The sequence below is a fragment of the Streptomyces sp. NPDC040410 genome, assembly GCF_055595715.1.
Genome location: NZ_JBVIVK010000009.1, coordinates 225,395 through 249,215, shown reverse-complemented (window position 1 = coordinate 249,215; position 23,821 = coordinate 225,395). Strand labels below are relative to the sequence as shown.

The window sequence follows — 23,821 nt, the reverse complement described above, 5'->3', positions numbered from 1 at the left end:
CCAGACTGGAGGCGTGGAAATACACGTGTCCCACGTCGTCATGGACTGCGCCGACCCGGAGCGGGCTGCGGCGTTCTGGTCGCAGCTGATCGGCGTGGGAGTCAAGACGGCTTGGAGGCAGTACATCGTCCTGGAGCCATCCGCTCACGGCAGCCCCGCCCTGTCCTTCCAACAGGTCAGCGAACCCAAGGCAGGCAAGAACCGGGCGCACATCGACCTCACCGTGGCGGATCTGGACGCCGCGACGAGTCAGGCACTGGCCCTCGGCGCCGTGGTCATCAGTGAGTCCACCGAGGACGGCGTGACCGCAAGGGTTCTCGCGGATCCGGAAGGCAACGAATTCTGTCTCCTGCGTCTTCCGTCGAACAGGGCCGGCAGTTGAAATCGGTGCCGTCGGCTACGCGGACCGAGCCGGCCTCGGCGACCTTGCGTGGTGGGGTAAGTAGTTTCACGGAAGCGGCCCCGGCCGTACCCGGGTCATGCTGATCGGCCGCAGCTACCGACGCCCCCTCCAGGGGGTGTTGAAGGGAGCCGAACCCATGACCATTTCCAGCATCCCAGCGGCCACCGACAGAAAACTGACCGCCGCGTACGTGCTGACGGTGGCCGCTTCGGCGCTCACCCTCTTCGGGCTCTACATCCTGGACTGGTTCCCGGAGCGCGTCTGGGGAGGCCACACGTTCCTCGAGTACCGTGCCGAGCATCTGGCGGACCGTGCCGACGCCAGCCACCTGGACGGGTGGGAAGGCCTGGGTGACACGTACTTCCAGTTCGGATACATCGTCCAGACGGCCGCCTTTCTGCTGCTGCCGTTCGTGGTGGCGCGGATCGGCCGGTGGCACTGGCTGGCGGCTCTCGCCGTGCTCGGCGCGGCCTGGCAGGTGGTCGGCATGAGCGGCGCGGCGATCGTCAACACGACGTTCGCGCCCGTGCTGGGGCCGCTCGCCGGGGTCGTGGCCGTCATCGGATGGGTCCTCGCACGCGTCGCGGTCAACGAGTAGACCGCGACGCCCCTGCCCGCACAGGCTCCCCCTCCCGCCCGTCTTCCGCTCCGCCGTGGCGCAATGCAGGCCGTCCCGTCACTGGCCGGCGCGTCACATTGCTCCGGTCTCCGGCACGGACCGACTGCTGTGTTCAAGCGCGGATTGGCCTCTTACGTACGCGGGCGGTGTGCTCATGGCCTGGGACTGCGGGCGCTCGGCTCATGGCGGGCGGAGGGAGGCTCTGCCGGGGCGGTGTGCAGGAAGTGCGCCGGACGAGCGTGTACGAGGGGATGGGCCGCGCCCCTGGTTGCCGCAGTGCCCTGCCTCGCCGCGATGACGATCCCGGCAGTCCAGCCGGGCGCGCGCCCATGAGGAGGCAGATCGATCGTGTCCACCGGGTGGCCACTGAGGGCGAGCAGCCAGGAGATCAGCGAGTTCGAGTTCCACATGTCGCCGACACGCAGTTCGTCGCGTCCCCAGGTCGCGGTCGGGAAGTCCGTGACCAGGTCCAGTACCCGCTGCGCCCGCTCGGCGTCCGTGCTCACACGCCGGGGACTGGCCACTGCCTCGGCTGCGTCCGGGATCCTCCCGTTGAGCCAGCGCCGGACCTCGTAGCGGAACAGTCGCGACCGGCCCAGCCACGGCAACCCCACGGGGCCCTCGGCAACCACGCCCCGACCGGGTTCCTTGGTGCGCCACACCGGGGCCATCTCGATCACGTACCGGTCGCCGCCGAGTCCGACCCTCAGAGCCGAATGGAACAGGTCGAGCGTTTCACGGTGTCCGCGATGTGCGGCGATCGTTTCATAGAGGCGGCCGTTCCAGCGCACCAACCGGACGCCGCCGGCGCCCAGAGGCAGCCAGTACAGATCCACGAAGGCGACGGTTCGCTCCAGCCGTGCGCCGAGTCCCGGAGCAGCGCTCATGACGAGCCTCCGTTCAGGAGCTTTCACCGGGTAGCCCACTCATGACGATAGGAGCCGTGACGGACCCGGGTATGGGCCGAATGGCCCGGTGTGGGTCGCCGGAGGGCCCGGGGCGGGGTCTTTCCAGAGGCGAGGAGGCGGCTCCGGCCGAGACGGCTGCGGGGTCGGCGACCGCCACCGGCGTCGGCTCCCTGCCCTGCACCGGCCCGAACGGCTGCGAGGTCGATCGCCGCCACCGGCGTTGGTCGTCGCCGCCCGGCAGTCCCGCGCGCCGGACGGGGCTGGTGCTCGGTCCCTCCCGCGTTCCGCTCAGCCTGTCCTGCGCGCGGTGAGCAGCAGGTACTCCCACTCCATGACCGTGCTGTCCGCACCCGCCCCCAGGTCGTGGGCGCGCGCCAGGTCGGTCAGATCACGGTCGAGGGAGGCGACGCGCTCGGGATCGTCGGCTATGGCCCGGTAGACGCTGATCGTCGGGCCGTAGCGCTCCTTGAAGTAGTCCCGGAACGCCTCGGGCGTCTCGAACCGGTCGACCCCCACCGTCCTGCGCTGGGCGGTCACGTCCGTGACCCGGTCCCCGAGGAGAGCGCGCACGTGCACCGGGTCTCCCCACAGCGGGGGCGGCTGCGCGCCCGGCGGGGGCGGCGGCGCGTACGGCTTCATCGTGGCAAGCATCCGGCCGAGGAAGCCCTGGGGGGTCCAGCTCAGCACACCGAGGGTGCCACCCGGCCTGCAGACCCGCACCAGTTCGTCGGCGGCCACCTGGTGGTGCGGGGCGAACATGACCCCGACACAGGACAGGACGGTGTCGAATTCGGCGTCGGCGAAGGGCAGCGCCTCCGCGTCGGCCTCCTGCCACCGCAGCCGCGCACCACGCTCCGCGGCCAGACGCCGTCCGGTCTCGAGCAGTTCGGGAGTCAGGTCGCAGGCCACCACGTCGGCGCCGGCGAGGGCCGCCGGAACCGCGGCGTTGCCGGTGCCGGCCGCGACGTCGAGCACGCGGTCACCGGGGCGTACCCCGCACGCTTCGACCAGGACCGGCCCAAGCTCCGGGATGATCTCGGAGGCCACGGACGGGTAGTCGCCCTGGGCCCACATCGCCCGGTGCCGGGCTTTCAGCGCACGGTCGGCCCCGACCGTGTCGATCACGTTCGTCATGGCTGCGCTCCTTGTCGTTCCCGGCGGCGGTCCCGTCGCCGTTTCGTCGAGCCTAGGAACGTGTGCGCCCCCTCCCTAGTACAGGATCTGTACCGTCGTCGCCCCGCTTCGGGCGCTGGCCGGTTCATCCGGCTGGCCCGGCGCGGACCCGCGGCCTAACCTGCATGGCATGGGCGCTACGTACGGCCAGTTCTGTCCCGTCGCCAAGGCGATGGAACTCCTCGACGAGCGCTGGACGCTCCTCATCGTTCGGGAGATGGTCTCCGGCAGCCGCCGCTTCAACGAGCTGCGCCGCGGGGTGCCGCGGATGTCCCCCACACTGCTGTCCAAGCGGCTGCACCAGCTGGTGCGGGCCGGTATCGCTGAGAAACGCACCGAGGGCCGGGACGTGCAGTACGTCCTCACCCCGGCGGGCGAGGAGCTGCGGCCGGTGGTGGAGGCCCTGGGCGCGTGGGGCACACGGTGGATCGGTGAACTCGGCGACGAGGATCTCGATCCGAAGCTGCTGCTGTGGGACATGCACCGCAGGATCGATCACGAGGCGGTACCCGACGGGCGCACCGTGGTCCGGTTCGACTTCTCCGACGTGCCCCCGCGGGCCCAGCACTGGTGGCTGGTCATCACGCCCGACGACGCCGACGTGTGTGACGACGATCCCGGTCACGCCGTGGCGGTGACCTTCACCGCGAGCCTGCGCAGCCTGATCCGGGTGTGGCGGGGCGACCTCGGCTGGTCCGAGGCGCTGCGCGCGGGCTCGGTCAGCGTGGACGGTCCCGAGGCGCTGCGCCGGGCCGCGCCCGGCTGGTTCACGCTGTCGACGTTCGCCCTCGTGCCGCGGCCCGCCCAGGGCCTGTCCCAGTGAGGGACCGGCCCGTCCCTCTCCCCTGCTCCGTGTCGTGATCAGCGCACCAGCCCGGCCAGGGTGAGGCAGCGGGCCAGTTCGGAGCGCGAGCGCACGCCGAGCTTGCGGTAGACGCGGGTGAGGTGGGCCTCGATCGTCTTGCGGGACAGAAACAGGGCGGCGGCGGCCTCGACGTTGCTCAGGCCTCCGCCGATGACAGTGGCGACCTGGAGTTCCTGAGCCGTGAGCAGTTCCGCCGGGGCGGGCGGTGCGACGGCCTCGGGGCGGCCGGGCGGACGTCCGCCGGCCGCGGCGGCCTCCGTCGCGGCCAGGGCGCTCCACGGCCGGGCATCCAGGTCGGTGAACGTCCGTTGCGCGGCCCGCAGCGGCGCTCGGGCGGCGGCCGGCCGGCGGTGGCGGCGCAGGGCGACCCCCGCCGCCAGTCGTATCCGGGCCAGTTCGAAGGGCATGTCGCCGTGGGCGAAGGTCTGTTCGGCCGTTGCCAGCCACTGCTCGGCCTCGTCCGCCGACTCGGCGAGCAGCAGCCGGCACCGGGAGTGTGCCGCTCTCGGCCAGAGGAGGTCGGTCGCCTCGGCGGTCTCGGCGAGCCAGTCGGTCAGCTCGGCGGCCCGGTCCCGGTTTCCGGTGCGGACGTTGGCCTCCACCAGGTCCGCCACGTACGGCAGAAGATTGGGGTTGCCGAGGCCCATGTCGCGGGCCTGGGCGAAGGCCTCCTCCAGATGGGTGCGGCAGCCTTCCGGGTCAGCGCCGGTCAGCGCGGCGGAACCGAGAGCCGCGCGGGCGGCCATGTTCAGGCCGCGGATCCGCCGGCCGCACTGCCGTTCGTAGTGGGCGACGCGCGCCTCGCAGCCGGCGCGGTCCCCCTGCAGCGCGTCCAGCCGGGCGAGCAGGAGGGTGGCATGGCCGGCGAGGGCCGTGTGCCCGAACTCCCGCGCCCAGCGCAGCGCTTCGCTCCCGTCGGCGCGGGCCACCTGCCAGCGACCGCGCGACTCCAGCTCGCAGCAGCTTGCCAGGGCGAACGGCAGCAGCGTGGGGACCGCGTCCTGGCGGGCGCGGGCTATCATCCCGCCCAGCAGGTGCCGTGCGGCCTCCAGGTCATCGGTCCACACCAGGCCCTGCCCGATCTCGACAGCCAACTGCCGTTCCTCCAGACCCGGTTCGCCGTCCAGCTCGTCCCGTACCTTGAGCAGCGTCAGGCGTGCCTCCTGGACGTCGCCGCGCAGGGCGAGGACCTTGGCGCGCATCACGGTCGGCAGTCGGCGGTGCGCGGTCGCCGTACCGGTGTGGGGCAGGGCGAAGCCCTCGGTGTCGGCCAGTTCCTGGCCGCGCGCCGTGATGTCGACGGCCCGGGCGAGGCAGCCGTCCATCGTGGCCGGCGCGGCAGCCGCGCCGTAGAGCAGGGAGGCGCGAACGGGGTCCGCGGGTTCCACCGTGCGGGCCGCGGCGACCAGCAGCCGATGGGCCCGGTCCGGCCGGCCGAGCCAGGTGCAGGCCTGTCCGCGCAGCAGCTCGACATCGGCCGTGAGCCGGGGGTCACGGCTGCGCCGCAACGCCTGTTCGCACCAGGCGAGCGCGTCCTGCGCGCTGCCGGAGTACAGGGCGTCGTGGGCGGCCTCGGCCAGGCGGCGGGCCGCGTCCTCGGCGGCGGGCGACAGCTCGGCCGCCCTGTGCCAGGCAGGGGCCGCGGCGGACAGGGCGCCGCGCCGACGGGCCTGTTCCGCCTCGGCGACGAGTTGCAGCGCCACCTCCTCGTCGGGTCCGGGCACGGCCGCGGCCAGGTACCAGGTGCGCAGTTCGCCCGTCGACTGTTCGGCCAGGCACCGGTGGACCCGCAGGCGCAATGCCGTGGTGCTGCGACCTAGCACGAGGGGCCGCAGCACCGGATGGCGCAGCCGGCAGCCGCCCTCCCCGATCATCACGAGGCCCGCCTCCTCGGCCGCGTCGAGGGCGTCGAGGGAGAGGCCGTCCGCGGCCAGCACCCGTTCCAGGACATCGAGTTCCGGGGTGCGGCAGGCCGCCACGTACGCCAGCGCTCTGCGGGTCTCGCGCGGGAGCGAGCGCAGCGGGCCCCACCAGGCTCCCTCCAGCAGCGGGCCGGGCGTGTCCCAGACCTCGGGCAGGCTCTCCGCCCCGCTGCCGCGGGCCCGGCGGAGCGCCGCCGCGTACTCCACCAGGACCAGCGGATTGCCCAGCGCGAGGCCGACCAGGCGGGCCGCCTCGGGGTCCGTCTCCGCCAGGCCGTTGTCCCGCAGCACCGTCCAGGAGTCCTTCTCGGGCAGCGGCTCCAGCATGGTGCTGGGCACCCCGTCCCAGGCCCGCGTCGCGTGCGGATCGCCGCGTACGGCCATGACCAGCGCCACCCGTTCGGCGAGCAGCCGGCGTGCCACGAACTGGAGCACCTGGCGCGACGGGGGATCCACCCACTGCACGTCGTCGACGACGAGGAGGAGGGGTTCCGTCTCGCCCGCGGTGCCGAGGACGCCGAGCGTTGCGGCGCAGACGGCGTAGGGGTTGGGCTCGATCGGAGCGTCCGCCAGCGCCAGGGCCGCCTGCAACGCCCGGCACTGGCACGGCGGCAGGCCGGCGAAGTACTGCCGCAGGGGCAGGAGCAGGTCGCCGAGGACGCTGTACGGCAGGACGACCTCCGACTCCACCCCCCGGGTGCGCAGGACCCGGGTACGGGCGCGCCGGGCCGCGTAGTCGAGCAGTGCGCTCTTGCCGATGCCGGGGTCGCCGCCCAGCAGCAGTGCGGCTCCCTGTCCGGGCAGCGCGTCGAGCAGGCCGTCGATGAGCGCCCGTTCCTGGGGCCTGCCCACAGGAGGGCGCTGCTCTTCGCTGGCTGCGCACGCCTGGTGCGCCGTCGGCCCGTTCATGACGCCCCCCGTGTTCCCCCACGGCCCACCGAGTGGCCGTACCCCCCCCGAGGACCCAGACTGCCCCGCCGGGCGTGATCCAGGTGCCGGGTCGGGCATGTTCGCGGGGCCGATCGCGGACAGCAACTCCGCGTGGGACATGGGGAGTTATCTGATGCGTGGCGGGGTGGGGTTCCGTCGGCCGTGGTGGGCGGCGGACGTCGTACGACGGGCGTACCGGGACCGGAACCGAACGGTGGATTCCGTCGGAGAGGGCGCGGTTCCCGTCCGGCACGGGGGGCATGCGGCGCGACGGGCACGCGGAGGATCCGCCGGGAAACGGGCGGAACGGAGGGAGTTCCCCGATAGGCCCGGGCCCCTGCGGCGTAGTGGGATGCCGCGCAGTGAGATGTGGCGCGACGGCCGATGTCCGAGGGGGAGCCTTGAGTCCGTTCGTGGACGCGACGCTGGTGCGGCTGTCCGACCCTGCCGCTCTGCGGGACTTCGTGTTCCCGGCGGGTGACGGCCAGCGGATGCGGATCCTGTTCGCGGAGGTGTATGACTTGCCCTTCGCGGCGATTCACGGCGTGGCGGACGTGGAGGTCCTGCGCACCGAGTGCCAGCGTCCCGTCTTTCCGACCCGGTTGCTGACCGGCAGTTGGACGCAGACGCTCCCGGACCACCGGTGCACCGACGTCCGCTACGAGGGGCGCGAGGCCGCCGGTCCGGTCTGGATCGACATCGACGCCGATCTCGCGGTGACGCTGGTGCTCGCCGTCGACCCCGGTGAGGTGGAGTCGTTCCGCCTCTCCCCGCTGGAGGGTTTCGGCACGCTGGAGGAGTTCCGCGACACGTTCCGCCAGTTCGACCTGGACGCGTTCATGTCCGAGCACGGGTTGCGCACGGCCGAGGAGCTGCGGCGCGCCTTTCGTCATCTGCTCGGCGAGGTCAGGCTGCGTCCGCTGCCCGCGTTCGACCCGGCCGACCCCGCCCACCGCAGACGCTTCCCGCTGCGGCTTTCGGTGCTGGTCCGCGACACGGTGGACACCACGGCGGCCCTGCGCGACGTTCGGACCCTGCTGCACACGGCGGAACGGGCGCTCGCCTACCGGCGCGAGGGTCCGGCGGACGCCGAGGCACGGGCGCCGCTCGCACCGCTGCTGGTGTTCTCGCCGGCCGGGCTGCCGCCGGGCGGTCCCAGCCGGGAACAGCTCTCGGCGTTCTTCGCCGGCCAGAACGTCCTCGCCGTCTTCCAGGATCCCTGAGGAGTGCCCATGCCTGTCAGGTACGTCCGCGTCAAACCGGTCGTCGACATGTTCGCGCCCGTCGTCCGTCCGACCGGGAACCTTGCGATCGTCGGGGAGGCGGCCGTTGGCACGGAAGGCGTTCCGGTGCAGGTGACCAGCCCTGCCGACGCCACCGCCACGTTCGGCGACCCCAAGGCGTCCGCCCTCAGCAAGGCCCTGCACGCCGCGTTCGAGCAGGATCCCGGCCCGAGCCAGGTCTGGGGGGTCAAGGCGACGGCGGACGTCACCGACGCGCTGGCCGCCGTCGAGAACCTGAACGTCCAGTTCGTGGTGGTGGCCGGCACCGCTCTCGACGCCGACTCGGGGCAGGACGACGGGTCCGTCGGCAAGCTGGCCGCCCACGTGAAAGCCGTCTCCCAGAACGGTGACGGCAAGGAGCGCATGGGTGTCGCCATGCTCGCCCAGGGCAGCGCCGACCCCTCCGTGGTACAGGGCAAGCTCGTCACGGACCGCATGGTCTACATCGCGCACAAGAGCGCCGACGACGTGGCCGCGGCCGTCGCCGCGGTGATCGCCGGTCACGGCCCGAGCGTCTCGATGGTCCTCAAGCCCGTCGGCGTCACGTCCGCTTCCTTCACGGCGGCCGAGATCGACAAGATCAACGGCGCCGAGACGGACAGCGACCCGCCGGCCGGCCAGGGCGTCAACTGGCTGGTGGACCCGCCGCTCCTGCCCGGTGCGGGCGTGCACCTCGGGGAGGGGTACACCGGCAACCCGAGCGGCAGCAAGTACATCGACGTCGTACGCACCGTCGACGACGTGTCCTTCCGGCTGAAGGCCCGGCTGATCAGGGCCGTCGGCACGCTGCGCATCAGCCGCTCGGGACTGCGCTCCCTCGTCCTGCAGATGGACTCCGTCCTCGGTCCCCTCGTGGCGGACGGTGTCATCGAGGGCTACGTCGTCACCGTCCCGCTGCTGCGTCTGCTGGACGCGGATCCCGCGACGCTCAGCAAGGAGCAGCGCGCCGAGATCGACAAGGCCCAGACCGAGCGTCTGGCGCAGGTGCTGGTGTCGGTCGACTACGCGGGCGCCATGCACCGGATCTCCATCGACCTGAAGTTCGCCTAGGGGGATCGGATGGCCAACTGGAACACCCGTCTCGAAGTACGCCTCGGCACCCGGCTGATCAGTCCGATCTCCCAGTTCACACCGACCTTCAACGTGCCGCACACGGTGATCCACAGCATTGAGGCGGACAACGTCGGCTATGTGCGCCAGCCGCAGACGTTCACCTTCACCATGACCGTCCAGGCCATCGGCAGCGTCGTCGCCGACCTGACCGAACTCGCCCTCAGCGGGGCGGAGTTCGACATCGGTGTCGCCCAGCGCAGCGGCCAGGACTGGTCCTTCACAGCGCTGAAGTTCACCCGCTGCGTGATGACCTCGGCCAATCCGAGCAACGTGGTGGTCGACGGGGCGCCGGCGGCCACGTTCACCTGTATGTGCCTGCAACCGGGGATCGACGACTGACCATGGCCGAGACGACCGAGGGGCCGCTCCCGCCGGAGAGGCTCGACGACGACACACGGTTCGACGAGACCACGGGGATCACCTACCGGTTCCCGGTGCACATCGAGATCGTCGGGCAGCTGGGCGGCGACGAGCTGCACCGCATCGCCCAGTACGTCTTCGACGAGCTGGACGCCACCCTGCGCGGCACCGCCTGACCCGGGAGGAGGAAGCATGGAGAGGCTCGTGTGCTGCGTGCCCGTACGGGTCCGGATCGTCGGACATCTGGACGACGAGCGGCTGAGGCAGCTGGAGGAGGCCGTACGGCGCTCGGTGCTGCTGCGCCTCGAACAGGCCGACGGGCAGCTTCTCGGCCGGGCCGACGGGCAGCCTTCCGGCCAGGCCGTCGGGCGGCTCCCCGGCGATGCCGGCGCCCCCGCCGACGCCCCGGGCCGGGCTGCGGCCGCCGTACCGGAGCCGTACACGGACGCCGGCGGCGGCGTACGCCTCCGGACGAGCGGATTCCGCCTCCTGGACGCGGAGTTGCGGCCACCGGCCCCACCGACGGCGGTGGACACGGCGACGGACGCCCTGCTCCTCGGGCTCGCCCCGGCCGCGGGCCGCGCGGCCGTCGCCGGTACCTGGCCACATGTGACGCGTCAGGTGGCCGCTCCACGCACCCGGCGCAGGAAGAACGCACCCGCCTGGCTGTACGAGCCACAGGTCGTCCAGGCCCTCCAGGGGCTCGATCCGCGCGGCGGCGAACGGGCCGAGGTCCTGCGCCGCGTCCTCGGCTCCCTGCTGGCGAGCCGGGACACGGCGCTCGGCGCGGACCCGGACCACGACACCGCGGCCGAATGGACCCACTTCGGGACCGCCATGCAGAACCACTTCGAGGGCGGATTCGAGGGCTACCGCGTCCTGCGCACCGGCTTCCTCGTGGCCTTCGGTGCGCTCGAGCACGGCACGGCGCAGGCCCTGCGGTACACGGAGGAGTACTACCGGCCGGGAAGTGCCGGTCCCCTGACGCGGATCTCCGTCTTCGGGCACCCGGGCCAGCTGGTGCACCGGGAGCTGGCCTGGCGCCTCCAGGCCGCCGAGGACACACTGACGGCCACCGAGCGCCGGGAACTGCTGCCGCTGATCACATCGGTGGGCTCCCTGCGCATCCGCTCCAACCGGAACAACCCGCTCGCCCTGTCCTGGCACAGCTTCGGCGCGGCGGTGGACATCAATCCGACGCTGAGCCCCAACGTCCCTGGCTTTCCCGGAGAGTTCGTGCGCGACGTCACCGGGATCGACGTGCGCTCCCCGGGCCCGGACGCCGGGCACGGTCTGGACGCGATCATCGCCGCACTCCTGGGGCAGGAGCCCGACCGGGCGCTCGCGGAGGCACGCGCGCAGGGGCGGGCGAGCAACCGCCTCACCGAGGTCTTCCGTGACGAGGCGAACCTGGAGGCGGGCGTGTGGGAGGTCGCCGTCCGCCGCGCCGGCCCGCCTGCGTCCGTCGGCCCGCCCGGGCTGCTGGCCGCGGTGCGGGCGGCCGCCGCGGAGGGACCCTCGGTGCGCTGGGCCTACGGTGGTCCCACCGGCCGGCGGGCATGGCGTGCCCCGTCCGGGGTCCGGCACGACGAACTCGTCCGTCTCCTCTTCCCGGCCTCTCCGTTCCCGGGGCCGGAGCCGTTCACCGAGTGGGAGCACAGGCGCACCACCGTCGAGCTGCTGATCCGGATGGCGCTGACCTTCGAGGCCACCTTCCGGCACGACCGAACCGGCGCGCGTGTGATACGCGACGGACAGCCCGTCAGGGTTGGCCCGACCTCCGCGTCGCCGACGCTCGGGCAGCTCGCCGCACACGGCTTCCTGAACATCCCGGACCGGATCGTCGCGGCGCTGACGGCACCGGGCCCGCGCGGGCTGCGCTGGCTCGGCTCGCACGAGCGCACCACGCGGGACTTCATGCACTTCGAGCTGCGCGACCTCCCGGACCTGTACCCGTCCGCCGCAGGCCGGGCCGCGCGCCAGGATCCCGGCAGCCCCGGGGAAGGCGGCGGGCAGCGGTGACCTCCCCCGTGCGGCGGAGCGCCGCCGCCCCGGCCGACGAGGCACGGATCCGTGCCGCGGTACGGCGCGGCGTCGACCGGGCCCTCACCGAGCACCGCGCCCGACACGCCGCTGCTCCGGCCGACCCGACGCCCCCGCCACTCGCCCCCTCCGTGCCGGGCGCTGCCGAGGTCGGCCCGCGTCTTATGACGTCCCAGGGGGATGTGCTGCGCCCGGAAGGCATGTTTCCACCGATGCCCGTCATCGAGCCCATGACGTGGGGGCCGTTCTGGGCCCGGGCCGGTGGTGCGACGGTGGAGACGGCGAGCCTCGCCCGCGCCCTCGAATGGGGCGAGTACCTCTTCGGTGCCCGTGGGTTCGCGGTGCTGGAGGCGAGGTCACTTCCCGGCCGTTTCACCGTGGCCGCTTTGGATGCCCCGTTGACGATCGGGTCGTTCGGCGGCTGGGGAGAGGGCGTGGAGGGCCTGCGGCTGCCGAAAGGTGTCGCCGCGCATGGCGTGGGGTCCGGGTACCTGGTGTTCCGGGCGGGCGACCACCACGTCGTGGCCGTGGGGCTGGGCGGACGCGGACCGACGGGCGGACGGCTGTACCCGGTCCTGCAGGAGGCCCCCGGGGAGCGGTGGTCGGCGGAGCGCGCCGAACGTCTGCTCGCCGGGGCCACCCCGCAGGACCGCGTGACCGGGGCAACGGCGGCCCGGGCGGCCCGCGGCTGGCTGGATGGTCCGGAGGACGACCCCGCCGTCGTGGACCGGCTCTCGATGATGGACCGGCGGCTGTTCGCGACGCTCGGCTGGCAGGAACGGGCCGGCCTTCTCATCCGGCTGACGCGTTCTCAGGACGCCGTCTTCGGCGACCCCGCGCAGACGGGTGCGGCCATTGCCGAGCTGGTCGCGTCGGCACGCTCGCTCTCCGAGGTCGAGGCGATGTTCGCGGTCCTGCGCCACGAGGGCCTGTACGAGCGGCTGTTCACGCGCTTCGACAAGCCCGTGTTCACGCTGCTGGTCACGCTCGGCGAGCTGCGGTCCGCGCGGCGGCCCGACCCGCGATTCCTCCGGGATCTGCTCCAGGAGATGTCCTCGTCCCCCTCGACGCTGACCAGGCTCACCGAACTGGGCGAGACCGGCTGGGACTGGCTGCGGGGCACGGTCGCCTCGTTCAAGGACCTGCCCCTGCTGCCCGTCACCCTGGCCACCGCCGTACCCCAGCTGGCCCGCGCCGCCGACACCGTGCGCCGGGCCACGGCGATGCCGCCCGATCCCGTGGCGCTCGTCCAGGTCGCGGAGGTGACCCGGCGCATCGGCACGACGGTGTGGACGGCGCTGGCCGGCCTGGAGTCGGTGGAGCGGCTGGGACTGCCGTACGGGACCCGCCCCACGGGCGCCCCGATCACCGCGTCCCTGGCGCGCAGGGTGCGCGCGCTGCTGGCGCTGGAGGTCCTCAGCGCCTTCGCCGGCCTGGAGGAGATCCGCGTGGTCGGTGCCGCGACGGCCGGGCGGAGCCGGGAACTCATCGCCCTGGTGCGGGGGTTGAGGGGGGTGAAGGCGGCCGAGCGCGCGGCCGGGGGCACGGCCCGGATCGACCGTCTGGAGGCCCTGCTCTCGCTCCTGGCCGAGGCCGCCAGGCTGCCCGACGGCACCGAGGCCGCGCGGCTGCTCCGGACGCTTCCCGATGTCTACGCCGCCGAGGCCGCCGGGCTCGCCGAACGTGCCCCGGCGGGTCTGACCGTCCGGGCCCTGCTGCGCGCGCCCGACGAGGGCCCGGTCACCCGCTTCCTGCGGGACGGGCTCGAACTGGCCGCCCTGGTCGAGCGCAAGGCGGGCGGGGCGGCGGCCGTCACGCCCGAGATGGCGCGCGGCCTGCACCGACTGCTGGGGACGGGCTGGCCCCGGGGCCGGCTCCTGCCCTACCTGGACGGCATCCCGGCAGGGGAACTCCCGGTGTTCCTGGAGTTCGCCGGGCGGCTGAGCCCGCAGCAGCTCCGTGAACTCGGGGTGGGAGTACGCCTGTTGACGCTGTCCCGGTCGACGCCGGCCCGGCACCTGCTGGACGAGGTGGGCGCTGAGCTCGTCCTGGAGGTGTTCCGACGGCGGGGGCGCCGTATCGAGCGGTTCGAGGAGTTCGTGGCGCGGCTGTACAGCGCGCGGACGGCGCTCAGGGATCCGGCGGAGTACCAGCGGCTGCTGGATCGTCTCGCCGCGGGCGAACGGGCCGCGTACGACCTGGTCATGCCACCGCGAGTCCGGCCGGCGAGGACCGGCAAGGCCGCCGAGCGCAGGGTCCGGCTCACCGAGCTGCGTGACGCCGCCACCCACGACCAGGCGGCGGGTGTCCGGCTGATGGAGTACGAGTCAGCTCCGGACCGACGGCTCCTCGACCTCGAGGAGCAGGGCGATCCGGTCGCGACCGCCCTGCTCGACGAGCGGTCCGGCGGCCCGAGCCGGAAGTTGCTGGTCGCCCGGTCGTCGAACCCGGCCATGCGCGAGCGCCTCGGCCGCGACCTCATCGCCTGTCGCGAGCGGGCCGAACAGCTGAGGGCCGAGGAGACGGCGGCCGGACGGTTCGTGCCGTCGCCTCCGAAGGCCCCCGACTGGAAGGGCCTCGGCGCCCCGACCCGCAAAGCACGGGCGCGGCGGGAAGGCACCCTGGCCGTCTCGCGAACGAACGTCCCCGCGCTCGCCGACGAACTCCTCGAAACCGCGTCGCCGCGTGCCCTGGGCGAGGTCGACCCCGCGGCCCGGATCCAGGTGCCCGAGCACATGACCAAGGTCCCCCGTTCGGCGCGCGACGCCGAAGTCCCCATGGCCCAGCAACTGGACGCCCGGCTGTCCGCCCTCAGCCCCGAGGACCGGGCCCAGGCACGCGGCTGCACAGTGTGGATTCGCGTGGACCAGCCCGTGTGCTCCTCCTGCCGGGCCCACGGCGGCGTGCTGGAGCAGCTCAGCGCCCTCCACCCCGACATCACCTTCGAGATCGCGGCGGACGAGACCCCGGAGATCCTCGTGTACCGGGGCGGCAAGCGCGTCGACAAGGGAGACGTCCCATGACACCGGCCCCCAATCCCCCCGTCCTCATCGGCACCGTGCCCCTCCTCTACGTGCAGAGCATCACCGTCTCGGAGGGCTACGAGGTCAGGCGCATCGCCGACAGCCCGTTCTCGCAGGCCCTGGCGCCCACCCGGAAGACGATCGCCTTGGAGGCGGTGCTCCTCGGCGCGGACCGGCTGCGCGTCAAGCAGGAACTGGAGGCCCTCGCGCTGGTGTCCCGGGTGCTGGCGGCGGCGGCAGCGCCGGAGCTCAAGCTGTCCGGCATCCCGGTCGTGTGCGGGCTGACGGTCAGCCTGGACATGCAGATCACCGAACTGCGGTTCGCCCAGAGCACACAGCGGCGGGCGGCACTGGATCTGTCGATGTCGCTGCAGCACGTGCCGCGCAGCAGTACCACCCTCCTGGTCGGGGAGGCCGCCGACACAGCCCTGGCCGCAGGGGTGCCGCTGGTGTCCGCGCCCGGGGTCGGATCCCCCCTGCCGCGGGTCCCCTCAGTCCCCCTGCGACCGGCGGAGTGAGCGCCATGCGCGACGACTACCTGCGGCTGCCGATCGACCCCGACGAGGGTTTCCCGCAGTCCTTCCGGCTCGCCCTCAACGACCGCGTCTACCGCATCGAGGCGTACGTGACCGTCGTGGACGACGCCCTGCTCGACTCCCCCGAACCGCTCGAACTGCCGCAGGACGGAGCCTTCCTGGTGATCGCAGTGCAACGTGACGACGGAGGCGCCGTGGTGCCGCTGCTGCGCCGCAAGGCAGTGCCGGGCCTGGAGTACGAAGCCGGCGAGCTGGCACTGGTGTTCACCTCGGTCAGGGTGCATCCGCGCAACCTCAACGGCGCGGGCGCGCACGGCTCGCGGATCGTGGGAGGGGTGGCCCCGCGATGGGTTTCGTGATCTGGTACCGCGTCGCCTTCCTGGACGCGGAGAACGCGGCACCGTCGCTGCGTGTGTCCAACGACGCCCTCAGCGGCGAGTTCGCCGTCGACGCGGACGTCACCGTCACCTCATGGAGCGGGCCGCACGCCGAACGGTTCACGGTCGTGCTGTACGACCTCCCCTTGGAGCACGGCGAACGGCTGGCGCTCCGGCACCGCCGGTCCGGCTCGGCCGGCCCCCTCCTCGTCGACATCCGGCTCGGCTACCTCGACCGGCCCGACCAGCACACCGCGCCCGTGCTGCTGGGGGCGGTGACGTCGGTGCGGGCCCGCGTCTCGGACGACGGCGAACTGCTCACCGAGGTGCACGGGCAGGGACTCGCCGGCCACCGGCTGCTGCGCACCCCGTTCCACTTCGGCAGGTCGGGCGACACACCGCTCGCCGAGCTCGCCCGGAGCATCGGTGAGCGGGCCGGGGTCACCGTGGTGGACGGCGGCGTGACAGGCACCCGCCCCGACCCCGCCGTACGCACCACGACGGCGCTGTCCGCGCTGGGCGAGGTCGCCGCCGCAGCGGGAGTCGACCTGGTCGTCCGGGACGCGAGGGCGCTGCTGGGAGCCGCAGTTGCCGACGGGCCCTCGGTCCTGCTCGAGCCCGGGACCAATATCGTCCGGCAGGGCAGGACTGACGACGAGCCCGACTCCGCGACGAGGGCGACGCGAGGGCATCAGCTGACCGTGCTGGGCGACCCGGCGCTGCGTGCGGGAGCCACGGTGCTCCTCTCGTCGGCGGCGTCTCCCGAGCCGGTCGCGCTGCGGCTGGCGTATGTGCGGCATCGCTTCGGCAAGGACTCCGGGTACGTGTGCGATCTGGTCGCCGCGCCCGAGTTGCCGGGCGCGGACGGCCGGCGGTCCGGGGCGGCCGGCGTCGGTGACCTGTTCCGCGGGATGGTCCGTACGACGCTCGCCGACCGTCCTGCCGTGGATGTCGGGGACGTCGTCGCCACCCGCCCCGGATCCGGCGGTCCCGGGCAGCGCGCGACCCTCGCCTACGGTCAGCCGCCCGCCTCTGACGCGTCCGCACCGGTGGTGGACGACCCGTTGCAGGACGACCCGCCGTATCTGCACGACCGGCCGGTCGCGGCCCCGTTCGCCTGGGACCGCTGCGGGCTCGTCGTGCCCGTCTACCCGGGAATGCGGGCCGTGCTCGCGCACAACCGGGGAGCTGTGGACGACGCCGTGGTCTCGGGGTTCGTCTGGTCGGGTGCGGCGGGTCACCGTCCGCCGGCCGCCGAGCAGGGCGACTACTGGCTGTGCCTGCCGACGGAGGTCCGTGACGGCCGGCCGGCGGGCAAGGGCGTCAACGACCTGACGGACAGGACGGGTCGGCGGGTCCTGCAGGCGCGCGGCCTGTCCATCACGGTCGCCGAGCAGCAGCTCCCGGATGTCGGCAGCCGGCCGGACGTTCCGGACGAGCTGACGCTGGTCATCAGCCACGAGAAGGGCACGACGATCACGGTTGCGGCCGACGGCGCGGTGAACGTCACCACCTCCGGCAAGGACATCGTCCTCGGCAACGGCCAGGCGTCCATCACCCTGTCCGGATCCCGGATCACGCTGCACGCGCAGTCCGTGGAGGTGACGTGATGCCCAAGGTGCTCAACTCCTCGGCGCGGCTGGTGTGCACGCACGGCGGCACGGTGCTCGTGACCGCCTCGCAGCAGCGGCTGACGGCCGGCGGCGCACCGGTCCTGGTGGTCGGCGACCTACTGGCCGCGACGGTCGTCGGCTGTCCCGTTTCCAAGCCGTGCGCCAAGGTGACGGCGGTGAACGGGGGCACGTCCACGGCGCTGCGGGCTGCCGGTTCGCCGGCCGTCCTGGACACCGTGCAGGGGACCACGGACCAGGGCACCTTCCAGGCCCTCTCCGCGGGACAGCGGCTGCTGGACGCTCGGTGACCACGACGAACGGAGGGGAAGGCCCATGACGCTGGGAACGGATCTCGAGGTCCGCGCCGGGGATCTCGTGTTCGACGGCCGTGATCTGGTCCTGGTCACCGGCCTCGACGCCCTTGCCCAGTCCCTGCGGAACCGGGTCCTGACGCCCCTCGGCAGTGACCGCTACGACACCCGCTACGGCCTGGACGTGCGCGCCCTGTTCACCGGGACGCTCGCCTCGGCCGGGGCCGCGCGGGACGTACTGCGCCTGAACCTGGTGCGGGCCGTCGGCACCGACCCGCGCGTGCGGGAGGTGAGCGACGTGCTGGTCGGGCCCGCCGCCGAGGCGGACCGCCGTGACAGCTGGGCCGCGGAGGTACGGCTGGTCACGGTGGACGGCACGGCGACGGCGCTCGGCGTCGAGGTGGGGCCGTGACCGCGTACGGCGTCACTGAGGGCGGGTTCGTCCCCAAGCCCTTCGACGAGATCCTCGGGGACGCCGTCGGCCGTGCCCGCGCCGTGTTCGGCCCGGACGCCGATCTGTCGGCCGCCGGCGTGCTCGGCAAGATCCTCCAGATCACCGCGGACGAGGACGCGTTGCTGTGGGGCCGTCTGGAAGACCTCTACTACAGCTCCTTCGTGTCCACCGCGACCGGCGCCGATCTGGACCGGCTCGGCGAGGACCTCGGGATTCCCCGCCCCTTCGCGTCGGCGCGCGGTGTGGTGCGCCTCACCGTCGACCAGCCGCTGCCGGACCGCGCCTACACCCTGCCGCGGGGCACGGTCCTGCTCACCGGCTCCGCGCCGCCCCTCGCCTTCCGCACGGACGACGTCGTACGGCTCGGCGCCGACCGGCCGGTGGCGGACGTCCCGGCCGTCGCCGACCTGCCCGGCCCGTCCGGCGACGTCGCGGCCGCGGCGATCACCGGCGTCGATCCGCTCTACGCCGTCAAGATCGCCGGAGTACTGCCGCCGACCTCGATCGCCGTGACGAACGAGGCGCCTTTCACCGGCGGAGACCTGACCGTCGGCGACACCGCCTACCGGGCTCTCCTCCTCGGGACGCCGCGCACGATGTGGACGCGCGAGGCCGTGAAGGCGGCCGTGCTGCGGGTGCGGGGAGTGCTGGACGTGCTGCTGTCGGATCCGCTGCGCGGAGTGGACGTTACGCAGAGTCACTTCGGGCTGTTCGCCTTCGACCGGCGGGTCTTCCTCGGCGAACGACGCTTCGGGGAGCCGTACTTCTTCGACGTCGTGGTGGCCCACGACGCCGCCCTGCCGTGGCGGACCGACGGTCCGGTGCGCGGTGTGCGGGAGCGGGTGGCCGAGGAGGTGGAGCGGCTGCGGCCGGTCGGGGTCCACCCCCGGATCGTGCCGGCCGACCACATCGAGACCGGGGTGCGGGCGCGGGTCACGATCGACGCCGGTCAGGACCCCCAGGTGCTGCGGGCGGCGCTGACCCAGCGGCTCGCCGCGGACATCGGCCGCCACCGGCTGGGCGAAGCCGTGCTGTTCTCGCAGGTCATGCGGGCGTTCACCGAGCAGCCCGGGGTGCTCGACGTGCAGGACCTGAGGCTGCGCCGCAATCCGCCGGCCTTCGGACGGCTCACGCTGGGCGCCGTGCCCTTCCAGAGTGAGGTGGTCGAGGCCGGGGTCGGCGAGAACCTCGCGCTCGGGCCGACCGAGATCGCGGTGTTCCGGGTGGACGGCGAACTCCTGGACATGGAGGTGACCGCCCGATGAGCAGTCCGCGGCGACGCCTCGTCCCGGCCGACACACGCATGGCCGCGCATCTGACGACGCCCTTCGCACGTGGCGCCGACCGGTTGGAGCTGACCTTCCGGACCGGCAGCACGCCCGGCCGGGCGGAGTTCGAGCCGTACATCTTCACCGAGCACAGCGCGGCCTTCGGCACCGATCCGGTACCCCGCTACGTCGTGCGCGCCCTCGCCCCGCTGCCTGGAGCCCGCACCCTCACCATCGCCTACGACATCGGCGCGGCGAGCCGCGCGGCGCTGGTGAGCCTGCCGGACGGTGTGCTGCCGGGCGGATCGTTCCTGGTCCCGCTGCCAAAGGACGCCCGCGCCGCCGCCCGGCTGACCGCCCTCACCGTGGATCCGCCGCTCGCCGGAGCCACCGTCGCCGACGCGTGGACGGTCACCGCGCTGCTGGGCGATCTGGCCGCACTGTGCTGGGTACTGGGCGCGGAGCGCGACCTCCTGGCGGCCCACGCCCGGCTGTTGCGGGGGATCCGCACGGTCGGGCGGGCGAGTGGCGTCACCCTGGGCCGCATCGGAGACGACCTCAGCGTGCCGAGGTTCCCTCCCCTGCCGCACGGTGACGAACCCGGCACCATCGCCCTGTACCACCTCGACGAGCAGCCCGGCAGCAGCCGTGTCGCCGACGCGGCGGCGCTGTACGGCGGGACGGGGCATCACGGAACCGTGGCTGGTGCGGTGCTCGGGGTTCCGGGCCGCTTCGGCACGGCCGCAGGTTTCGGAGATCTCCCCGCCGAGATCAGAGTCGCCCACCATCCGGACCTCGCGCTGCCGGCGGGGGCGAGCCTGACCGTGGAGTGCCTGGTCCGCCCCGACTCCGGTACGTGGGAGGGGGCCGTCCTGTCGAAGCACGCCGACCCCTCGTCCCCGGCCAAGGCGGGCTGGGCGCTGTCGGTGGGCGGCTTCGGCCGAGGCATCGACCGCAACGTCCGCTTCCTGGTCGCCGACGGTACCCGGCAGGTCGTGCTGTTCGCCGACCTCTCCTTGGCGACCGGCCGCTTCCAGCACCTCGCGGGGGTAGTCGACCGGGCCGCCGGGCAGGCGCGGCTGCACGTCGACGGGGTGCTGCGCGGTGTCGCGCCGCTCGATGCCCTGGCCTCGCTCACCACGACGTCACCTCTGCGCATCGGCCGCTCCGACACCGCGCCGTCCTCCGCATGGCACGGCTCCGTGGACGAAGTGCGGATCTGCGATACGGCACGCACCTCGTTCCACCCGGTGCTCGGCGAGAGCGACGCGAGTTACCGTCGCCGCCTGACGGTCTTCCGTCGGTGGACACTGCCCACTCCCGAGGGTCTGCAGACTGCGGTGAACACGGCGGCCGGCCCGGTGCTGGGCGTCCCGGAACCCTTCACCGTCGAGGACGCCGATCCGGCCGCGGCGAGCGGCTCGCTGCCGGTCACGGTGACCGTGGAGCACGTGCCGTCCGGCGGTTCGGTCGACGCGCTCGGCCGGCGAGGCCACCCCGAGAGCGAGGCCTCCGGCTCCGTCGCGGACGACCGTCACTTCGATACGGCCGTGCTGGTCACCGTCCCCGTCTCGCCCCGCCTGTCCTTCCCGGGCTCCCCCGGCACGCCGCCGCGTATGCGGGTCGGCACCCGGCGTACCCTCCTCGCGCTGGTCGACCGGCTGTCGGCGGAGGTGGCCGCCGGCGCGCTCCGGGTCCGTTCCGGCCACGACCCGGCGGCCGGCGATCTGCGGGCGGTGGGCCGGGCGCTGACGCTCGATCACGACAGTGTGCCGGCGGCGCGTCTCGCGGCTCTGGCACAGCAGGCGGGGTTCAGCTGGGTGCGCAATCTGGGCCACGTCTATGCGTCGGTGGCCTCGACGGATGCGTACGACATCCTGATCGGCCCCAGGAATCCGGCCGCCGGCCAGCGGCACGGCGCGGATCTGCTGGTGGCGGAGGACGCCGACGTCGCGCTCGACCCGCCCCCGCATCCGGGGGCCACCGTGCGCTGGTCCATGGTCCGCACCGGCGAGGGCAGGGGGGACTTCCTCAATGCTTCGAGCGCCACGGTCAACGGGCCCTGGACAGGTCCATCAGCCGCGATGCGGGCTGGTCACCCGGGCCGCCTGCTGCTCCAGGCCGACGTCCGCATCGGCTCACGTACCCTCACCGCCACGCGTCCCGTACGGATCGGCGTGGCGTCCCTGGCGGCGGGCCGCTCCATCGCGGAGGACGGCGCGCTGGACACCCCGGAGCCGGACCTGGCCGCCCTGGCAGACCCGCGCGTCGCGCCCTCCCAGCTGGTCACCGTGGACGACCCGCGGCTCACGGCCAAGGATGCCGCGTCCCGCCGTATGCATCCCGCCCTGGCGGACGCCCTGTCGGCCTGGTTGGAGGTCCTCGCCGCCGAAGGGGCCACCGGACTGCCCCGGTTGACCTCGGGGTGGCGGCCGGACGGCAGTGGCCTGGAGACCGTCGGACGGGCCGTCACCGTCGGACGCGGCACCTGCTCCCTCGCCCTGGACCGAATGGGCGCCCTGGCCCACGCCGTCGGCCTGGGCTATACGGCGCACACCGGATCCGCCCTGCGTATCGCCCAATTGACGGGCGATCCGGTGCGGGTGGAGGGGCCCGCCGTCGTGCCGGAGGACGGGACTGCCGTCTTCCGGGTCCGCCCCCGGGCGCTGCCGTGCGCGGCGGCGACGGCGGGAGCGCGGCTCGTGGTCGCGAACCCGGGGACCGACACCGTCTCGGTGCTCGGGCCGGACGGCGTCGTCGAGAAGGCGGTCACGTCCGGCTGGCGTCCGGTCGACGTCGCCGTGTCGCCGGACGCCACCACCGCCTACAGCGCGGACCGTTCGGGTACGACGCTCACGGTCATGTCCCTCGGCCCGGACCCCGGACCCGAGTCGGTCCGCGCCACGGTGTCCCTCCCCGCCGAGCCGGTGGCGCTGGCGCACAGCCCCACGGCTCCCCTGGTCGTCGTAGCGCTCGCCGACCGGCTGACCCTGTCCGGCGGTACGGCTCTCATCGGTTCCGTCCCGCTGCCCGCACCGCCTGTCGCCCTGGCGCTCTCGCCCGACGGGACGACGGCCTGGCTTGCGCTCGCCGACGCGACGCTCGTCAGCGCGTCCCTGCCTGGCCTCGCGCTCGCCGCGCCGGTCGGGCTGCCGGGCGTGCCCGCGGGCATCGCGGTCAAGGGCGGCCGTGTCTACGTCACGATCCCCGGCAACCGTGCTCTGTGCGTTCACGATCCGGCCACCGGAGTCCTGACGACGGTGACCGGAGTCGGCTCCACTCCGACGGCCGTCGTCGGCGATCCCTCCGGCCCGGGCCTCTACATCGCCGACCCCTCGGCTGCCCGCCTCCTGCGCCGGACGGCCGACGGTTCAGCGCCGCCGACGGGCGCCTCGGTGAGCTGTGTCGGCACGCCGGTCGCGCTCGCGAGCGGCGCGGGGCGCGTCTACGTCGTCACCCGGGCGGACGACACACGCGGGGGCGCCGACGCCGTCGGCGTGCTCGACCCGGCGGCTCCCCACACCGGCATCAGCGCCTACTGGCCGCTCGGCACGGGAGCCGGTGAGCGCCTGCGTTGGACCTTGCGCCCGCTGGCGGCCGCCGCGGCCCGACTGGATGCGTCGGGCACCCCGGCCGTCCTGCTTCGACCGGGCCGCCCCGGCCCACTGCTCCTCACCGCCGACCACCACACAGCGGACCGCGCGCCCTTCCGGCTGCGCATCGGGCTCCATCCGCACCTGCGCCAGGCGGAGGCGGCGGGCACGCCCGTCGTCGTCCGCAAGGACCAGTACGACCTCGTCATGAACGTCCTCAACGAACTGCACCCGATCGGCGTCGAGATCGACACCAGCATGCTGCGGGCCCATGTCGTGGAGCTGCGGGCCGGACTCCTCGACGTGTTTCCCGCCTACACCTATCCCACCTACCGCCAGCGGGTCCGCCCGCTGGGCCGGACCTCGCAGGAGGGTGAGTGATGGCCTTCTCCATCTCCTTTCAGCGCCTGTTCCACCACAAGCCCTGGACCGATGCCGTCGACCGGGTGTCGGCCGGCGGGGACAACGGCTTCAACATCCGCTTCCAGATGCTGGAGGCCGACCTCGACACGATCGGCGCCCGTTTCGACGACGTCACCGACGGCCTCAACTCCCTGGCGCAGGGCGTGGAGTTGGAACGCGCGGTGAACGTGGCCCCCGTCCTCACCTCAGTCGGCACGCCTGGCTGGGACATCTCCAGCCCGGGCACCGCCCGCAAGCAGGCCGGTGCCGCGAGCGCCTCCGGCGCCGTGCCGGTGGCCCTGCCGCCCGGGGGCCGGATCACCGCCTTCCGGGCCCTCGGCAACAACACCGGGTCCGGGGTGCTGCGGCTGGAGCTGATGCGCCAGGACCTCGACGGCAAGGGACAGCTGCCGATCGTGCGGATCCTCGTGCGGGAGCAGCCGGCCGACCGCCCCTTCGACGAGTCCAAGAACCCCTCCGGAGGCGGCGGCATCGACGTCATCGACGCCGAGTCCTCGTACTTCGTACTCGCCCGCCTCGACGGGGCGGGCGTCACGGACAACGTCTTCCTCACCGGCTTCCAAATCCTGTACCGCGCACGCTGACCGACCGCTACCGCCCGGCG

At 73.4% G+C, this 23,821-nt stretch carries 20 protein-coding genes; 17 read left to right on the top strand and 3 right to left on the bottom strand.

Going from position 1 to position 23,821, the window contains the following annotated elements; translation table 11 throughout:
- The first annotated feature begins 13 nt into the window (after positions 1-13).
- Positions 14-382, top strand: a complete 369-nt coding sequence (locus ACZ562_RS20350) for a VOC family protein (RefSeq protein WP_471180824.1) — start codon at positions 14-16, stop codon at positions 380-382.
- Between the two features lie 157 nt (positions 383-539).
- Positions 540-1,001 (top strand): hypothetical protein, encoded by a 462-nt coding sequence (locus ACZ562_RS20345; protein ID WP_471180821.1) that lies wholly within the window; start codon positions 540-542, stop codon positions 999-1,001.
- A gap of 173 nt (positions 1,002-1,174) precedes the next feature.
- Here ACZ562_RS20345 and ACZ562_RS20340 read toward each other — a convergent pair whose 3' ends face one another.
- A complete protein-coding gene (locus tag ACZ562_RS20340; protein WP_471180818.1) occupies positions 1,175-1,909 on the bottom strand; it encodes a hypothetical protein in 735 nt (244 codons plus the stop codon).
- Between the two features lie 309 nt (positions 1,910-2,218).
- Positions 2,219-3,064: a class I SAM-dependent methyltransferase gene (locus ACZ562_RS20335; RefSeq protein WP_471180815.1), complete on the bottom strand. Its 846-nt coding sequence runs from the start codon at positions 3,062-3,064 to the stop codon at positions 2,219-2,221.
- A gap of 169 nt (positions 3,065-3,233) precedes the next feature.
- Between ACZ562_RS20335 and ACZ562_RS20330 the strand changes: the two genes are divergently transcribed.
- The gene (locus ACZ562_RS20330; RefSeq protein ID WP_471180812.1) at positions 3,234-3,926 is read left to right on the top strand and encodes a winged helix-turn-helix transcriptional regulator; all 693 of its coding nucleotides are present in this window, start codon (positions 3,234-3,236) and stop codon (positions 3,924-3,926) included.
- A gap of 38 nt (positions 3,927-3,964) precedes the next feature.
- Here the strand turns inward: ACZ562_RS20330 and ACZ562_RS20325 are convergent, their stop codons facing one another.
- Positions 3,965-6,799: an AAA family ATPase gene (locus tag ACZ562_RS20325; RefSeq protein ID WP_471180809.1), complete on the bottom strand. Its 2,835-nt coding sequence runs from the start codon at positions 6,797-6,799 to the stop codon at positions 3,965-3,967.
- Positions 6,800-7,221: 422 nt separating this feature from the next.
- Between ACZ562_RS20325 and ACZ562_RS20320 the strand changes: the two genes are divergently transcribed.
- Genes ACZ562_RS20320 through ACZ562_RS20255 form a run of 14 tightly spaced genes read left to right on the top strand, consistent with a single transcriptional unit; the run spans position 7,222 to position 23,801 of the window.
- The gene (locus ACZ562_RS20320; RefSeq protein WP_471180806.1) at positions 7,222-8,043 is read left to right on the top strand and encodes a hypothetical protein; all 822 of its coding nucleotides are present in this window, start codon (positions 7,222-7,224) and stop codon (positions 8,041-8,043) included.
- A 9-nt stretch (positions 8,044-8,052) separates the two neighbouring features.
- Complete coding sequence (locus ACZ562_RS20315; RefSeq protein WP_471180803.1) at positions 8,053-9,153, top strand: hypothetical protein; 1,101 nt, start codon at positions 8,053-8,055, stop codon at positions 9,151-9,153.
- Between the two features lie 9 nt (positions 9,154-9,162).
- Positions 9,163-9,555 (top strand): hypothetical protein, encoded by a 393-nt coding sequence (locus tag ACZ562_RS20310; protein ID WP_471180801.1) that lies wholly within the window; start codon positions 9,163-9,165, stop codon positions 9,553-9,555.
- Between the two features lie 2 nt (positions 9,556-9,557).
- A complete protein-coding gene (locus ACZ562_RS20305) occupies positions 9,558-9,752 on the top strand; it encodes a hypothetical protein (protein ID WP_471180798.1) in 195 nt (64 codons plus the stop codon).
- Positions 9,753-9,768: 16 nt separating this feature from the next.
- On the top strand, positions 9,769-11,598 hold the full coding sequence (locus tag ACZ562_RS20300; RefSeq protein ID WP_471180795.1) for a M15 family metallopeptidase domain-containing protein: 1,830 nt from the start codon (positions 9,769-9,771) through the stop codon (positions 11,596-11,598).
- Complete coding sequence (locus ACZ562_RS20295) at positions 11,595-14,642, top strand: hypothetical protein (protein WP_471180792.1); 3,048 nt, start codon at positions 11,595-11,597, stop codon at positions 14,640-14,642. Before ACZ562_RS20300 ends, ACZ562_RS20295 begins: the two co-directional genes overlap by 4 nt.
- The gene (locus tag ACZ562_RS20290) at positions 14,639-15,160 is read left to right on the top strand and encodes a hypothetical protein (protein ID WP_471180791.1); all 522 of its coding nucleotides are present in this window, start codon (positions 14,639-14,641) and stop codon (positions 15,158-15,160) included. The genes ACZ562_RS20295 and ACZ562_RS20290 overlap by 4 nt, the downstream gene beginning before the upstream one ends.
- A gap of 5 nt (positions 15,161-15,165) precedes the next feature.
- A complete protein-coding gene (locus ACZ562_RS20285; RefSeq protein ID WP_471180788.1) occupies positions 15,166-15,537 on the top strand; it encodes a hypothetical protein in 372 nt (123 codons plus the stop codon).
- On the top strand, positions 15,525-17,165 hold the full coding sequence (locus tag ACZ562_RS20280) for a hypothetical protein (RefSeq protein WP_471180785.1): 1,641 nt from the start codon (positions 15,525-15,527) through the stop codon (positions 17,163-17,165). Before ACZ562_RS20285 ends, ACZ562_RS20280 begins: the two co-directional genes overlap by 13 nt.
- Positions 17,165-17,476: a hypothetical protein gene (locus ACZ562_RS20275; protein ID WP_471180782.1), complete on the top strand. Its 312-nt coding sequence runs from the start codon at positions 17,165-17,167 to the stop codon at positions 17,474-17,476. Before ACZ562_RS20280 ends, ACZ562_RS20275 begins: the two co-directional genes overlap by 1 nt.
- A 25-nt stretch (positions 17,477-17,501) precedes the next feature.
- Positions 17,502-17,891 carry a GPW/gp25 family protein gene (locus tag ACZ562_RS20270; RefSeq protein WP_471180780.1) on the top strand — a complete coding sequence of 130 codons (390 nt, stop codon included), beginning with the start codon at positions 17,502-17,504 and terminating at the stop codon, positions 17,889-17,891.
- Positions 17,888-19,198, top strand: a complete 1,311-nt coding sequence (locus ACZ562_RS20265; protein ID WP_471180777.1) for a baseplate J/gp47 family protein — start codon at positions 17,888-17,890, stop codon at positions 19,196-19,198. The genes ACZ562_RS20270 and ACZ562_RS20265 overlap by 4 nt, the downstream gene beginning before the upstream one ends.
- Positions 19,195-23,175 carry a LamG-like jellyroll fold domain-containing protein gene (locus tag ACZ562_RS20260; RefSeq protein WP_471180775.1) on the top strand — a complete coding sequence of 1,327 codons (3,981 nt, stop codon included), beginning with the start codon at positions 19,195-19,197 and terminating at the stop codon, positions 23,173-23,175. Before ACZ562_RS20265 ends, ACZ562_RS20260 begins: the two co-directional genes overlap by 4 nt.
- The gene (locus ACZ562_RS20255; protein ID WP_471180772.1) at positions 23,175-23,801 is read left to right on the top strand and encodes a hypothetical protein; all 627 of its coding nucleotides are present in this window, start codon (positions 23,175-23,177) and stop codon (positions 23,799-23,801) included. Before ACZ562_RS20260 ends, ACZ562_RS20255 begins: the two co-directional genes overlap by 1 nt.
- The last annotated feature ends 20 nt before the right edge of the window (positions 23,802-23,821 follow it).